12 protein-coding genes are annotated in these 14,730 nt (G+C 61.9%); 2 read left to right on the top strand and 10 right to left on the bottom strand.

Annotated features, from left to right (window positions below):
• Positions 1-10 precede the first annotated feature (10 nt).
• The 10 genes from AB4O35_RS05520 to tssA form a co-directional block, all read right to left on the bottom strand.
• Complete coding sequence (locus AB4O35_RS05520) at positions 11-445, bottom strand: DcrB-related protein (RefSeq protein WP_065880297.1); 435 nt, start codon at positions 443-445, stop codon at positions 11-13.
• Between the two features lie 15 nt (positions 446-460).
• Positions 461-2,401 carry a type VI secretion system Vgr family protein gene (locus tag AB4O35_RS05515; RefSeq protein ID WP_065946067.1) on the bottom strand — a complete coding sequence of 647 codons (1,941 nt, stop codon included), beginning with the start codon at positions 2,399-2,401 and terminating at the stop codon, positions 461-463.
• Between the two features lie 156 nt (positions 2,402-2,557).
• Entirely contained in the window at positions 2,558-5,221 is a 2,664-nt protein-coding gene (gene tssH, locus AB4O35_RS05510) for a type VI secretion system ATPase TssH (protein WP_065875499.1), read from the bottom strand.
• Positions 5,214-6,257 (bottom strand): type VI secretion system baseplate subunit TssG, encoded by a 1,044-nt coding sequence (tssG, locus tag AB4O35_RS05505; protein ID WP_065875498.1) that lies wholly within the window; start codon positions 6,255-6,257, stop codon positions 5,214-5,216. Before tssG ends, tssH begins: the two co-directional genes overlap by 8 nt.
• Positions 6,221-8,080, bottom strand: coding sequence for a type VI secretion system baseplate subunit TssF (gene tssF / locus AB4O35_RS05500; protein WP_049710907.1), 1,860 nt, complete (start codon positions 8,078-8,080; stop codon positions 6,221-6,223). The genes tssG and tssF overlap by 37 nt, the downstream gene beginning before the upstream one ends.
• Positions 8,077-8,592 (bottom strand): type VI secretion system baseplate subunit TssE, encoded by a 516-nt coding sequence (tssE, locus tag AB4O35_RS05495; protein WP_005792513.1) that lies wholly within the window; start codon positions 8,590-8,592, stop codon positions 8,077-8,079. Before tssE ends, tssF begins: the two co-directional genes overlap by 4 nt.
• Positions 8,593-8,684: 92 nt before the next feature.
• Positions 8,685-9,173: an Hcp family type VI secretion system effector gene (locus tag AB4O35_RS05490; protein WP_005792512.1), complete on the bottom strand. Its 489-nt coding sequence runs from the start codon at positions 9,171-9,173 to the stop codon at positions 8,685-8,687.
• 172 nt (positions 9,174-9,345) lie between these two features.
• Positions 9,346-10,845 carry a type VI secretion system contractile sheath large subunit gene (tssC, locus tag AB4O35_RS05485; protein ID WP_065875497.1) on the bottom strand — a complete coding sequence of 500 codons (1,500 nt, stop codon included), beginning with the start codon at positions 10,843-10,845 and terminating at the stop codon, positions 9,346-9,348.
• Positions 10,846-10,847: 2 nt separating this feature from the next.
• Positions 10,848-11,354 (bottom strand): type VI secretion system contractile sheath small subunit, encoded by a 507-nt coding sequence (tssB, locus tag AB4O35_RS05480; RefSeq protein ID WP_003231688.1) that lies wholly within the window; start codon positions 11,352-11,354, stop codon positions 10,848-10,850.
• A 54-nt stretch (positions 11,355-11,408) separates the two neighbouring features.
• Positions 11,409-12,428, bottom strand: a complete 1,020-nt coding sequence (tssA, locus tag AB4O35_RS05475) for a type VI secretion system protein TssA (RefSeq protein ID WP_065946066.1) — start codon at positions 12,426-12,428, stop codon at positions 11,409-11,411.
• 391 nt (positions 12,429-12,819) lie between these two features.
• Here tssA and tagH point away from each other — a divergent pair, with 391 nt between their 5' ends.
• Together tagH and tssJ are read left to right on the top strand one after the other, a co-directional pair.
• Entirely contained in the window at positions 12,820-14,154 is a 1,335-nt protein-coding gene (gene tagH, locus AB4O35_RS05470; protein ID WP_065946065.1) for a type VI secretion system-associated FHA domain protein TagH, read from the top strand.
• Positions 14,155-14,211: 57 nt separating this feature from the next.
• A complete protein-coding gene (gene tssJ, locus AB4O35_RS05465; protein WP_065875494.1) occupies positions 14,212-14,721 on the top strand; it encodes a type VI secretion system lipoprotein TssJ in 510 nt (169 codons plus the stop codon).
• Positions 14,722-14,730 lie beyond the last annotated feature (9 nt).

Below are 14,730 nucleotides of genomic sequence, written 5' to 3'. Positions count from 1 at the left end.
AAAGGCCGCTTCACTGGGGGACGTCGAACACGAGCGAGCTCTTGATCGTCGACCAGTGCGCCGCCTCGGCGTCCCCAAGCTTGTCAGCCTTCACATAACTCAACGCAAGCATCTTGCGCGTACCCGGCAACACCAGCGCCAGTTGGTACTGGAACACCTTGTCATTGCCCTTATTGAACTGGCTGCGCAGCTCAATGCCTTCCACTTCTTGAGCCGCGCCCAGGCGCACGTCCACACCCGGTTGATAGCGCAAATCCTGCACCTGTTTTTCCAGGCGCTGGAGTTGGTCATTGAAGTTGCTGTGCAGGGTTTCACCCTCGGCGAGCAGGCTGCGGCTGACGATCAGGGACGTGCCCAATTCAGGGAACTTGAGGATATTGATCGTCGCGTCCTGCAACTCACTGGCGGGCAGCTGAAACTGAAATTCGTTGATCCGGTACGTCATGGCAAACAGGTCTCGTCAGGAACTTTTAGGCGCGGGGAACGCGGCTTTGATGTTGGCATCGATAGCGCCTTTCTGGCCTTGGCCATCGGGCGTGGCACCGGGGCCGCCGCCGTTGTTCAGGTGCAGCACGCCGCCGGTGTTGAACTCGGCGTCGCCGCTGGCGTAGAAGCTGATTTGCACGCCGGTGAGGTTGATCTGCCCGCTCGCATTCAACTCCAGGATGCTTTCACCGCAGACCAGGCGCAGGTTTTCGCCCACTTCGATGACGTAGCTCTGGCTGATGCTGTCGGTCTTGCGCTGGCCCACCGAGAGGATGTCTTCCTGCTTGACGATGCGCAGGCGGTTATTGCCGATGGTCACCGTCTCGTTATGCCCAATGCTCTTGTTGCGGTCATGCCCCACCGAATGGCTCTCATCCACCTCCACCACGATGTCCTGATTCCGCTCGGCATGGATATACAACTGCTCCAACCCCTTCTTATCCTCCATGCGGATTTCATTGAAGTTGGCCGGCGTGCCGCCCTTGCTGGAGCGGCTTTTCATACCGCTCTGGGTCGCATTTTCCGGCAGGTCGTAAGGCACTGTCTGCTCGGCGTTGTACACGCGGCCGGTGATGATCGGCCGGTCCGGGTCACCTTCAAGGAAGCTCACAATCACTTCCTGGCCGATCCGTGGAATCTGCATCGAGCCCCAGTTCTTGCCGGCCCAGGATTGCGACACACGAATCCAGCACGAGCTGTTCTCGTTGGATTGGTCGTGACGGTCCCAGTAGAAGTGCACCTTCACGCGGCCGTACTGGTCGGTCCAGATTTCTTCGCCTTTGGGGCCGACCACCAGCGCGGTCTGCGGGCCTTTGACGATGGGCCGATGTGTGTTCGCCAGCGGCCGAAAGCTCTGTTGGGCGTCGATGCAGGTGAGGCTGCTTTCAAACTGCGCCGAACCCGAGCCACCGCCGCTTTCCAGGCTTTCCTGGACGATGTAGTAGCGGCACCCGACGATCAGGTATTCGCGGTTCTGGTCCTGGCGGCTGAAGCCGGTGAGGCTGAACAAATGCCCCGAACCCAGGCCACGCGCATTGCCGCTGAACTCGATCTGCTCGTGCAGGGTTTGCAGGGCTTCGATGCGGGTGCGCGCATAGTGCTCGCCGTCTTCGCTTTGCACGTAGGTGCCGGGGTAGTCGTACAGCGGGTAGTCGCCGGCGGTGTGCGGGCGTGGCATGGCCGAGCGCACGTCGATGCTGGCGCTGGGGCGCTGGAAGTCGTAGTCGTTGAGCTCCAGCGAGCCTGGCTGCACTTCCTGCGCCAGGTGCCAGTTGTGCATGTGGTCGCGTTCGCGCTGCTGCTCGTCCTTGGGGTAGTACGGGATCGACGCGTAGCCGGGCACGGTAGTGTGGGCGCCATAGGCGTCGGCCAGCACCAGCACATGGCGGTCCTGTTCGTGGCGGAAGAAGTAGTAGATGCCTTCCTGTTCCATCAGGCGGCTGACGAAATCGAAGCTGGTCTCGCGGTACTGCACGCAGTATTCCCACTCGCGGTACGGCCGGCTCAGGGCGTCTTCGAAGTCGGAAAAACCCAGGTCGCGAAGCACCTGCTTGATGATCTGCGGAATGCTCAGGTTCTGGAAAATCCGGCAGTCCGACGTGCGGCTGAGCAGCCACAGCCACGGGCGCAGCGTCACCTGGTAACTGGCGAACTGGCCCTGATCGATGTTCTGGCTGCACCGCGCAACGATGCCGTGGAAATGCCGCTCGCCGCCGTCCGCCAGTTGCAGGCCCACGCTCATGGGTTTGCCGAGCAACTGGTTGAGGTCGATGTTGGCGTCCAGGGACGTCAGTTGCAGTTCGTAGTTGAACAGCCTGCCCAGCTCTTCACCGCCGCCCATTTCATTGAGCAACAGCACATCCGGCCCGAGGGGGCTGGTGATCTTGGCCAGGCGTGAGGCTTGGTTGAATAGCATTGGGCGTCCTGTAAAGGTCTTGATTACTGAAGGAACCGAATCCAATGTGGGAGCTGGCTTGCCTGCGATAGCAATTGAACATTCAACATTTATGTTGACTGATACACCGCTATCGCAGGCAAGCCAGCTCCCACATTTTGACCGTGTTCCGTCAGGTCAATCTGCGTCGCTGAAGTCGTAGTGCAATTCATTATCCCGACTGCTGATCCGCACCCCCGCCAACGCCTTGCCTTCGAGCATGCGCGTGAGGAATTCACGGCTCATGTCCGGCAGCAGGCTGTTGGTCAGGATGGTGTCGATCATGCGCCCGCCGCTTTCGGTTTCGGTGCAACGCGAGACGATCAGGTCGACCACCTCGTCGTCGTAGACGAAGGCGACTTTATGGGTGTTCTCCACGCGCTTCTTGATGCGGTCGAGTTGCAGGCGGGTGATCGCCTTGAGCATTTCGTCGCTCAGCGGGTAGTACGGAATCGTCACCAGTCGGCCGAGCAGCGCCGGCGGGAAAATCTCCAGCAGCGGCTGGCGCAGGGCCTTGGCGATTTCTTCCGGCTCCGGCACGTTCGCCGGGTCTTTGCACACCCGGGAAATCAGCTCGGTACCGGCGTTGGTGGTCAGCAGGATCAGGGTGTTCTTGAAGTCGATCACCCGGCCTTCGCCGTCTTCCATCACGCCCTTGTCGAACACTTGGAAGAAGATTTCATGCACGTCCGGGTGGGCTTTTTCCACCTCATCCAGCAGGACCACGCTGTAGGGTTTACGCCGTACCGCTTCGGTCAGCACGCCGCCTTCGCCATAGCCGATATAGCCCGGTGGCGCGCCCTTGAGGGTCGACACGGTGTGGGCTTCCTGGAATTCGCTCATGTTGATGGTGATGACGTTCTGCTCACCGCCATACATGGCTTCGGCCAGGGCCAGGGCAGTTTCGGTCTTGCCCACGCCGGAGGTACCGGCCAGCATGAACACGCCAATCGGCTTGCTCGGGTTGTCGAGGCCGGCGCGCGAAGTCTGGATCCGCTTGGCGATCATCTGCAGGGCATGGTCCTGGCCGATGATGCGTTTTTTCAGGTGCTGGTCGAGGTTGAGCACCGTTTCCAGTTCGTTGCGCGCCATGCGGCCGACCGGGATGCCAGTCCAGTCGGCGACCACCGAGGCCACGGCCTGGTAGTCCACGGTCGGCAGGATCAGCGGGGTTTCGCCTTGCAGTGCGCTGAGGCGCTGTTGCAGGTCGACCAGTTGCTCGCGCAAGGCGTCGTCGCCACTGTCTACGGCGCCGGCTTTCTCGCGCAAAGTCGCGCGGGTAGCGAGCAGTTCGTCCACCAGGGTTTTCTCTTCGGCCCAGCGGCTTTCCAGCGTGGCGAGGCGCTCACGTTCAGCGCTCAGCAGCGCTTCGCTGTTGGTCTGGCGCGCACCAATCGCAATACCGATGGCATGCTCGCGGGCGATGATTTGCAGCTCGGTTTCCAGCGCTTCGATGCGACGGCGGCTGTCGTCCACTTCCGCCGGCACCGCGTGCAGGCTGATGGCGACGCGTGCGCAGGCGGTGTCCAGCAGGCTCACGGATTTGTCCGGCAACTGACGCGCCGGGATGTAGCGGTGGGACAGCTTGACCGAGGCTTCCAGCGCCTCATCGAGGATCTGCACCTGATGGTGTTTCTCCATGGTCGAAGCCACGCCGCGCATCATCAGCAGCGCCTTGTCTTCCGACGGCTCGGCAACCTGCACTACCTGGAAGCGGCGGGTCAGGGCCGGGTCTTTCTCGATGTGCTTCTTGTACTCGGCCCAAGTTGTGGCGGCCACGGTACGCAAGGTGCCGCGCGCCAATGCAGGCTTGAGCAGATTGGCCGCATCGCCAGTGCCTGCAGCACCACCGGCACCCACCAACGTGTGGGCTTCGTCGATAAACAGGATGATCGGCTTGGGCGACGCCTGCACGTCCTCGATGACCTGGCGCAGGCGCTGTTCGAACTCGCCTTTCATGCTGGCGCCGGCTTGCAGCAGGCCCACGTCGAGGCTGCGCAGTTCCACGTCTTTGAGTGCAGGCGGCACGTCGCCGGCGACGATGCGCAGGGCGAAACCTTCGACCACGGCGGTCTTGCCCACGCCAGCTTCGCCAGTAAGGATTGGGTTGTTCTGGCGGCGGCGCATCAGGATGTCGACCAGTTGGCGGATCTCTTCGTCACGCCCCACGATAGGGTCAAGCTTGCCGCTGCGTGCCTGCTCGGTCAGGTCGACGGTGAAGCGTTTGAGCGCTTCCTGCTTGCCCATCGCGCTCGGCGCCATGGCACCGCTGGCTTCGCCCGGCACGGCGCCGGCATTGAAGCCATCGCTGGCGCTCAGGGCGTTTTCCGGTGAGTCACCGACGTATTCGTCAAAGCGTTCGCTCAGGGCTTCGGCCTTGATCTTGTCGAACTCCGACGACAGGCCCAGCAACGCATTGCGCAGGCTCGGCGTCTTCAAAATACCCAGCACCAGGTAACCGGTACGCACCTGGCTTTCGCCAAACATCAGGCTGCCGTAGACCCAGCCGCGCTCCACGGCTTCTTCCACATGGGACGACAAGTCAGTGATCGAAGTCGAGCCGCGCGGCAGGCGGTCCAGGGCTTCGGTCAGGTCACGGGCCAGGCGTGCCGGTTCCAGGTTGAACTGGCGGATGATGCGATGCAGGTCCGAGTCCTGCAGTTGCAGCAATTGATGAAACCAGTGAGCCAGTTCCACATACGGGTTGCCCCGCAGCTTGCAGAACACGGTGGCGGCTTCGATGGCCTTGTAGGCCACGCTGTTGAGTTTGCCGAACAGTGCGGCGCGACTGATTTCACCCATGCTCTGGATTCCTTGAGGTGGTGGCCTGATCGGCGTAATGCCGGGCCAGGATTAGGTCGTTGGCGTCGTGCGCAGGGCTACCGAGCCAGGTGTTGAAGCCCAGGCGGAACTGGCCGTTGAGTTGCAGCGCCGGGACTTCGGGTTGTTGCAAAACCAGGTTCAGGTCCCAGTCCAATTCATGGCCCAGGTACTCGGCCACCCACGCCACCAGCTCGTTGAACGGCTGATGGCCGGGCAGCATGCCCATGTAGTCATCCAGCTTGAGCGGACCCAGGCGGATACGGAATTTGTGCTGGCGGTCCCACACGAAGCTGCCCAGGCAAAAGTCCACACCCAGCCTGTTGGCGCTCACGCCCACGCGGCTGCGTTCGGGCAATTCCAGCCATTGGCCGACGTATTCTTCTATCTCCACCGGCAGGCCGAAATACTCGCCGAGGATCGCCTTCAAACCGTCCGGGTAACGGGTTTGCGCCGATAGGTGGCCGCTGTAATGCAGCTTCGCGGTATCAGGGATGAGTCCCTGATTGAGCAGGCTCGGCATCCCACGACCGCTCAAGGCCGCCAGGCGTGCAGACCAGTAATCATCGTCCGGGCGGTCGTGGCTGACCGTCGGCCGTGCCTCGGCCCAGGCCCGGTAAAACAGGCTCAGCAGGCGATGGTGGAACACATCCAAAAACTGCTTGCTGGTGCTGTCAGCGTTGTTGCGCTGGCGTTCGCGTACGTATTCGGTGATATGCAGCGGCAACGGGCCGTTGGGGCCGCCGAGGCCAAAGAAGAATTGCTCCAGTCGCGCCGGCTTGCCATCGCCACCCGGATCGACCGAGGCCAGTGTGGCCGGGGCGAAGGTGCAATCAGCCTGCTGGCCCAGGCGCAACGGGTCATCCGCCAGGCGCAGGGAATGGCCCAGGCGCGGCAGCTCGGGCGATTCACACTCGATACGCCGCAGCGCCTGGAAGAAATCGTATTCCCAGGGCGCCTGATGCATCGCATCCAGGGTACTCACAGGGTCGGACGACGTCCGGGCTTGGCTTTCCATCGCATGATCTCGCCGCGTTCGGTGGTACGGATCACCGTCTCGGTAAAACTGTTGATCGACACGTAGCGTGCCAGGAAGCGTTCCAGTACTGCACCCAGCAGGAACACGCCGGTGCCGCGAAACGCGTTTTCATCAAATTCCAGGGTGATTTCCAGGCCACGCCCAAACACAATCGGGCCGGGCATGGGCAGGCGTCGGGTCACGGCTTTGCTGCTGACTTCGCGCAGGCCTTCGATCTGCAATTGCAGGGCTGCGTCGTTGCTGTCGCCATACAGGCGCAGCAGTTCGCGCAAGGCCGCCGCGCCTTGGCCCTGTTCGCTCAGGGACAGATAGTTGAGCGAGAGTTGGCTGATCAGGCGCCAGGCCTTGGCGTCATGGGCATGGCTGGCGCGAGGGCGGCTTGGGCCTGCCACACACCGCACGGACAACACTGGGGCGCTGTCGGCCAGGGTGAAGTCGGTCTTGCCGTTGCCCACGCTCATGAACAACGGCAAATCGCGGTTGGTGCACAGCGCCGTCACGCCGAGTTGGCGCAGGTCATGGCGGTACGGCGACTGCCGGCTGTCCACCAGGCTGACAAAGGTTTCGCTGCCCACGTACGTGGAGCGCGGGCCGTTGCGGCGCTGGTCGCTGGACAGCACGCGCGGCTCACGGCGCACCGTGTAATAGGCCTGGTCGCGGCCGTAGCGGGATGGATCGCGTACCGCGTAGAACGGCAAAAACGGCTGTTCCGGCCCGGTGCCGTGGCCGGTGATGCCGCTCAAGGAGTGAATCTCGAAATCCATCGGCCGCGTGCGGTCAGCGATCACATGGTGTTCGTTGACGCGGTCAGACAGGTGAATACGGTCCACCCGTTTCGGGAACAGGTTGATCGCCGGGGTGCAAAACGGCAGGAACTGCGCCGCGCCGACGCTGCCTTCCAGGCTCGGTTCGTGGCGGTCAAACAGTACGATCAGTTCCAGCTCCTGGCCGTCGCAGCGCTTGACCGCACGGCTCAGTTCGGCGAATTCGACGAACAGGAAGCGATGGGGCAGGGCGAAGTATTCCTGCAACAGGCGATAGCCCTGGAACGCGCGGGCAACCACCGGCATGGCCGCGTCGGCATCGTCAAAACCACGGGAACGCAGCGCGTCTGGCGGCAGGCGCTCGACCCAATCGCCACCGGGTTTGCGCGCGAACACCGCGCAGGCGTTGCCCAGCAACTGTTCGTAAAGGCGAAACGGTTGCTCATCGGCACCGCTGAGGTACAGCGGCAGGTTATCCAGGTCCAGGCTGTTGAACGGCAACTCGGCGCCGGTGCGCAGGGTCAGGCGTAAGCCCGCTTTGGCCTTCGGCTCGCTCGCAGCCAGGCGCCCGAGCACGGCGGCGGGGTTGCCGAAGTACTCGGCGTTGCTCACCTGCAACGGCCACAACGTCACCGGGTGGGCGGTGCGGTACTCGCAGCAAGTCTGGGTTTCACGGCCCAGCGCGGCACGCAATACCGTGTCGCGGGGCAGGGGGAAACCGCTGGCCAGCGAGCCTTCGTCCGGGTCGGTCTGCAATTGCACCACGGTCATCGACGGCGTCGGTGCCAGGTAGTGCGGGTAGGCGATTTCCAGCAGGTTATGCGTGAAGGTCGGGTACTCGGCGTCGAGCTTGAGCTGCACGCGGGCCGTGAGGTAGGCAAAGCCTTCGAGCAAGCGTTCGACGTACGGGTCGGCGCAGTCCATACCGGACAGGGTCAGCCGACTGGCGATCTTCGGGTATTCCTTGGCGAACTCGGCGGCGCTTTCGCGCACGTGGTGCAGTTCCTGGTTGTACAGCTCCAGCAGGCGCGGGTTCATGGGCGTCTCCGCTGGTCGGCGTTGACCACACGTACATGGCCGGACTCCAGGTCCAGGTCGGTTTGCAGCAACAGGCGCAACGGCACCGGCTGCGCCCACAGGTCGCCTTCGATCTCGAAACTCAGCGCGTTGTGGTTCATCTCGCCATGGCCGACGCGGGCTTTGACGCGCAGGGTGTGGCGCAGAATGCGTGGCTCAAAAGTGGCAATAGCCTGGTAGATCAAGGCTTCAAGCGCCTTGATGTCCACGCTGGAAACGCTGTTGCCCGCGAGCGCCGGCAGGCCGTAATTGACCACCGAGGTACCGGCCGGGGTGTGCAGCGTGGCGTCGGCATCCAGCAACGACGTGGTGTTGAGCAGCCACGCCAGGTCGCGCAGCACCGAGGCTTTTAATTGGGTCAGGGACAGCACGCGTTTGTCGGCGCTTTCCTTGGGGTTGGTTGGGTCGTCGTCAGTCAGCCGGTCCAGCAGGGACGGTTGCAGACGGTCGCGGGAAGCGATTTCAGTTACCACCAAAGCAGCTCCACGGACGGGTTGTGAGGGGACGGTTTTTCAGCGGGGCGGATGCTTGTGGCCATGGCGCGAAGCCATGGCCACAAGGGCTATCAGCGCTTGGTGTTGGAACGGATGTTCCAGCCAAACTTGATCGCGCCGCCGTCTTTGGTGCCGTCGGCTTTCTGCGGCTGGTAATCAACCATTACTTGGGCGAAGTTCAGGGTGACGTTCTCGGTCAAGCGGTCATCGGTGCCCGAACCGCCGGTGCTCAGCGAGGTGACCAGCACTTCTTCCAGGTTGATCACCATGTACTCGACCTGGCTTTCGCCACCGGCCTTGCGCACGGTCAGCTTGACCTTGTCGATGTGCTTGCCGCTGGCGCAGTGCATCATCAGGTTCGGCGAAGCCTTGTCGACGTATTTGGTCAGCGACAGGTCCTGGATATTCACCTTACCCGCGCCGCCGCCACCGCCAACGTGCATGTTGCCGGACTGGGCCATGCCCCAGCTCCAGTTCAGTACGTCGATTTCGTCCTTGTGGGCTTTGTCCATGGACTCGCCCTTGATGTCGCCGATCTTGATGAAAATATCAACAGCCATGTTTTCTCCCTGTGTGGCCCAAGCCACGAAATTTGGTTAAGCCCAATGGGGCTTTGCTTTTCTGTGGGAGCTGGCTTGCCTGCGATTGCATCACCGCGGTCTGACTGGCAGACCGCGTCGCCTGCATCGCGGGCAAGCCCGGCTCCCACAGAGGAGCCGGTTCATGAGTCAGTTAGGCGCTTTTAGCGGAAGGCAGCTTCGATACCAGGCGCAGCGACACGGTCAGCCCTTCGAGCTGGTAGTGCGGGCGCAGATAGAACTTGGAGTTGTAGTACCCCGGGTTGCCTTCCACTTCTTCCACGATCACTTCGGCGGCAGCCAATGGGTGCTGGGCCTTGGTGGTTTCGGTGGAGTGCGCCGGGTCACCGTCCACGTAGTTGAGGATCCAGTCCTGCAACCAGCGTTGCATCTCGTCCTTCTCTTTGAAGGAGCCGATCTTGTCGCGCACGATGCACTTCAAGTAGTGAGCGAAACGGCAGGTGGCGAACAGGTACGGCAGGCGCGCGGCCAGGTTGGCGTTGGCGGTGGCGTCCGGATCGTCGTATTCGGCCGGTTTCTGCAACGATTGCGCGCCAATGAACGCGGCGAAGTCGGTGTTTTTCTTGTGCAGCAGCGGCATGAAGCCGTTCTTCGCCAGTTCCGCTTCACGGCGGTCGCTGATCGCGATTTCGGTTGGGCACTTCATGTCCACGCCACCGTCATCGGTCGGGAACGTGTGGGCCGGCAGGTTTTCCACTTCGCCGCCGGACTCGATGCCACGGATGCGCGAGCACCAGCCGTAATGTTTGAACGAACGGTTGATGTTCACCGCCATCGCGTACGCGGCGTTGGCCCAGGTGTACTTGGAGCTGTCGGCACCGTCGGTGTTTTCTTCGAAAGCGAAGGCTTCTACCGGGTCGGTCTTGGCGCCGTACGGCAGGCGTGCCAGGAAGCGCGGCATGGTCAGGCCGATGTAGCGCGAGTCTTCCGATTCACGCAGCGAGCGCCAGCCCGCGTATTCCGGGGTGGTGAAGATCTTGGTCAGGTCGCGCGGGTTCGACAGTTCCTGCCACGAGCCCATGCCCATCACGGTCGGCGAAGCCGCAGCGATGAAAGGGGAGTGCATGGCGGCGCAGACTTTCGACAGCTCGCCCAGCAGCTCTACGTCGGGAGGCGACTGGTCGAAGTAGTAGTCGCCCACCAGGCAACCGTACGGTTCGCCGCCGAACTGGCCGTATTCTTCTTCGTACATCTTCTTGAAGATCGGGCTCTGGTCCCACGCGGTGCCCTTGAATTTCTTCAGGGTCTTGTGCAATTCGGGCTTGGAGATGTTGAGCACGCGGATCTTGAGCTGCTCATCGCTCTCGGTGTTGTTGACCAGGTAGTGCAGGCCACGCCAGGCGCTTTCCAGCTGCTGGAAATCCTGATGGTGGATGATCTGGTTGACCTGGGCGGTCAGCTTGGCGTCGATGGCGGCGATGATCGATTCGATCGACTTGATCGCGTCATTGGACACCAGGTCGGTTTGCGCCAGGGCCTGTTCGGCCAGGGTGCGCACGGCCGTTTCGACGGCTTCGCGGGCACGCTCGGTCTTTGGCTTGAATTCCTGCAGCAGCAGGTTCGCGAACTCGCTGGCTTCTTCGGTCTGGGTACCCAGGATCTGGGAGCCTTCGCGGGCGGTATTGTCAGTCATGATTACTGGTCCCCTGCAGGCTTAGGCGCGCTGGCAAGTGCCTGAAGCAATGCCGGGTCCTTGATCGCCTTCATGATGATTTCTTCAGCGCCGGTCTTGCCGTCCATGTAGGTCAGCAGGTTGGCCAGCTGGGTGCGGGCTTCGAGCAGTTGGTTCAGCGAGTCGACCTTGCGTGCCACGGCGGCCGGGCTGAAGTCGTCCATGCTTTCGAAGGTGATGTCCAGGCTCAGGTTGCCTTCGCCGGTCAGCTCGTTCGGTACGTGGAAGGCCACGCGCGGCTGCATGGCCTTGAGGCGTGAGTCGAAGTTGTCGACGTCCACTTCAAGGAACTTGCGGTCAGCCACCGCCGCCAAAGGCTCGGCAGGCTTGCCGGCGAGGTCGGCCATCACACCCATCACGAAGGGCAGCTGGACCTTTTTCTCGGCGCCGTAAAGCTCGACGTCGTACTCGATCTGCACTCGAGGCGCGCGGTTGCGCGCGATGAATTTCTGAGAACTTTGCTTCGCCACGTTGCTGCTCCTGGTCGCTTGAGCGACGGTGTTGTTACTGGACTGCCGGGCGGCTTACTCGCCGTCCGGGCCGCGCAGGTTTTCAAATTGGGACATGCCGTCGGGAATCAGATTGCGCACGATGGCCGCGAAGTCGGCGTGCACCAGATGCTTCGCCCGGTTCAACAGCACCGGCAACGGGCTCGAAGGCTCGTGCCGGGTGTAGTACGCAAGGATCTTGTCGAGGCTGCGCAACACATCGTCGCGGTTGGCGATATCGCCAGCGGGGCGCGGTGCTGCGGGGGCGGCGGCGAAGTCGACCGAGGGGGCATTGTCGTCACTGACGGCCTCGGGTTCGCTGCTGCTGTCGGTGCCAGGCACCGCTTGATTGAGTATCTGCAACGCCTGTTTAAGCGGCTGCTTCAAGGCACTGAGGTCCACGCCCTGGGCGGAACCGACCTGATCATTGACTTGCTGTTCGATGGCTTCGCACGCCGCACGCGCTGCAATCAGGGCGTCACGGGTGGCTTGCAGTTGCTCGGGGTCGCTGTCGAGGAACGCGGCGGTGAGTTGCTGGGCGCCGAGTTGTTCATCGGGGAAACTCAGCAGGCCGCTGGCGTTGAGCGCAGCGCGCAGGCTCACGGGGCCGAAAGTGCGTGAACGCGTGAGGATGCTTTCGCGCAGCAGGCGAATGTTGGTGTCGCAGGTCAAGCCGGTGAGGGCGTTGATGCGCACAGTGGGGTCGTTATCGTCGTCGGCATCCAGACGCGGGTGCAGGTCGGCCCAGTAGTCGCGCAGCAACGCGTTGATCAGTGTCAGGACTTCGGCTAAGCCAGCCACGCCCTGCAGGGCGAGGGAGCTTTGCAGCAGGAAATGGGTGATGCGCAGGTCTTTGCTGCGCGCCAGCAAGTCGAGGCTTTGCTGCTGGATGCTGCGCCATTCCGGCGGTTCAGCGGGCAGGGTGGAGTCGCCCATGCTGCGCTCGGGTTGGCCCTTGGCATCACGCTCCAATTGCAAAAATTGCGCGTCATATTCCATGTCTTCGCCACACGGCGAAGTCGTAGAAACGGCGGTGAGCAGCAACGGCACATCCACTGAAATCGATCTCCCTATCAGCCCGTTAGATGACGGGCAATTCATGCGTTAGTTGCGCGAGGAACTTTGCATGTTTTCTTGGTCATATAGGCGCACTGCTATTAATGTGCCATTACTGGTATTCAAGAAGTTGTGCATTTTTGGTGTAGTACTTATGCCTTGTCAAGGTAAGCTATTCGCCCTCTGTGACAGATGTGCGGTGCTTAACAACCTGGGCGACTGGTGGGTCGAACGACGCACCGGGGCAGGATTTTTGTTACAGAGCCCAGTTAAGATCAGCGATCATGCTGGCATTGGCAGGTTATAGGGTCGGTTGCTCGACCTGATGAGGATATCCCGGAGGCGCAGTTCCGGGAATCGACCGCGCGCGAAGTATCAGCAAGGAGGCAAGATGTCGCTGTGTTTGACTATCACTAGTTATCACAAGATTACCCCTGGGCAATGCTCCGAAAAGTCCATGAACCAGGGCGCGATTGCTATCGGCCGCAGCTCGGAAAATGACTGGATCCTGCCTGACCCTGAGCGCCTGGTTTCCTCGCAACACTGTGTTATTCAATACAAAGACGGCCGTTATTACCTAACCGATAACAGCACTAATGGTGTGGAGTTGGTTAAAGCGGGTGTTCGTATGCGCCGGGGTAACAGCGAGCCGCTGCAAGATGGTGAGTTGATCCGTATCGGCGATTACGAGATCCAGGCACGTATCGATTTCAACGTGCAGGCCGTCGAGAGCCAGCCGTTTGCCGGTGATTCGCCGAACAGCTTTGAAGCGCTGCTGGGCGCCGTGGTGAGCATGCCCACGCCAATCCCAGCACCGGTTATCGCGCCCCAGTTCCAGGGCGCTTCGTCGATGGACACCCTGCCGGACCTGTTTGACTTCCTCAGTCCCACCGCCGTGCCGCCGCCGACCGTGGCGGATCACGTGCCCTCTGAACAGCATGACTTCCGCCCGCCGACGCCCGTCACCGTGCCAGTGGTCGAGAAACCTGTGGTGTCAGGTTCGGTGATTCCTGAGGATTGGGACCTGCTTGGCGATGCGCCGGCGCCGGTGGTCAGCGCACCACCCACTCCACCGCCCGCGCCGGCGATCCAGCCGCCACCCGTGGTCGAGCCTGTGCGCCCAGTGGCAGACAGCCAACAACCCGATCTCCTGCAAGCCTTCCTGCGCGGTGCTGGTCTCGATCAACTGAGCCTCGATAAAACCCAGGCGCAAGCCCAGATGGAAAGCATCGGCCGCAGCTACCGTCTGATGGTCGAAGGCCTGATCGACGTGTTGCGTGCCCGCGCCAGCCTCAAGGGCGAATTCCGCATGCAGCAGACGATGATCCAGCCTGCAGAAAACAATCCGTTGAAATTCGCCCCGAATGCCGACGAAGCGTTGCTGCTTTTGCTGCGTCACGGTAACCAGGCGTTCATGGCACCGGACCTCGCCGTACGCGACAGTTTCAACGACCTGCGTGCCCACCAACTGGCGGTGATGGCCGGCGTGGAGGCGGCGATCAAGCACCTGCTCAGCCGTTTTGAACCCGCGCAATTGGAAGAACGCATGGGCAAGCCCGGCGGGCTGTCGAGCATTTTCAACGGCTCGCGCCAGGCCCAGTACTGGCAGCAGTTCACCGAGCTCTACAGCAATATTTCCCGCGAGGCCCAGGAAGATTTCCAGGACCTGTTCGGCCGCGAATTCAGCCGGGCCTACGAAGAACACAGCGCACGACAGCGTCGCTAAACCCGCGCCGCAACACATGGATTAACGGATAGCTAAGTACGTCATTGAGGACGCAGGATGATTCCCAGGTTTTTACTCGCAGTCGCCACCTTGCTACTGCTGACGGCGTGTGCCAAAGACGCCGCGAAACCCGAAGCGGTGGCAGAAGCAGAGGCCGATACAGCTGCTGTCGAGCTGCACTTCCACGCGATCAACGGGCTTAACCCCGGCGCCAACGGCCAGGCCGCCCCGGTGCGGGTGCGTATTTTCGAGCTGAAAAACGCCGCCACCTTCGCACGCGCCGATTACTTCGCCCTGGCGGATCGCGCGCAATCCACCCTCGGCCTGGACCTGCTGGACCAGGACGAAGTGATGGTGCAGCCCGGCGAGCAACTGAGCATCCAGCGCGACCTCGACCCGTCCACGCGCCAGATCGGGCTGTTGGTGGGCTATCGAGAGTTGGACCGCGCGCAATGGCGCACGGTGATCAACGTGCCCGCGCGCCAGTACACCGAATACCAGATCAGCCTCGATGTACGTGCCGTGCGCGCCGACGTCGTGGTCTCCCCATCCAGCCCTGCCCAATAAGAAGCAATC

The sequence above is a fragment of the Pseudomonas sp. H1_A03 genome (assembly GCF_054685145.1).
Note: the sequence above shows the minus strand (reverse complement) of the source record. Positions and strands in the feature narration are given on the sequence as shown.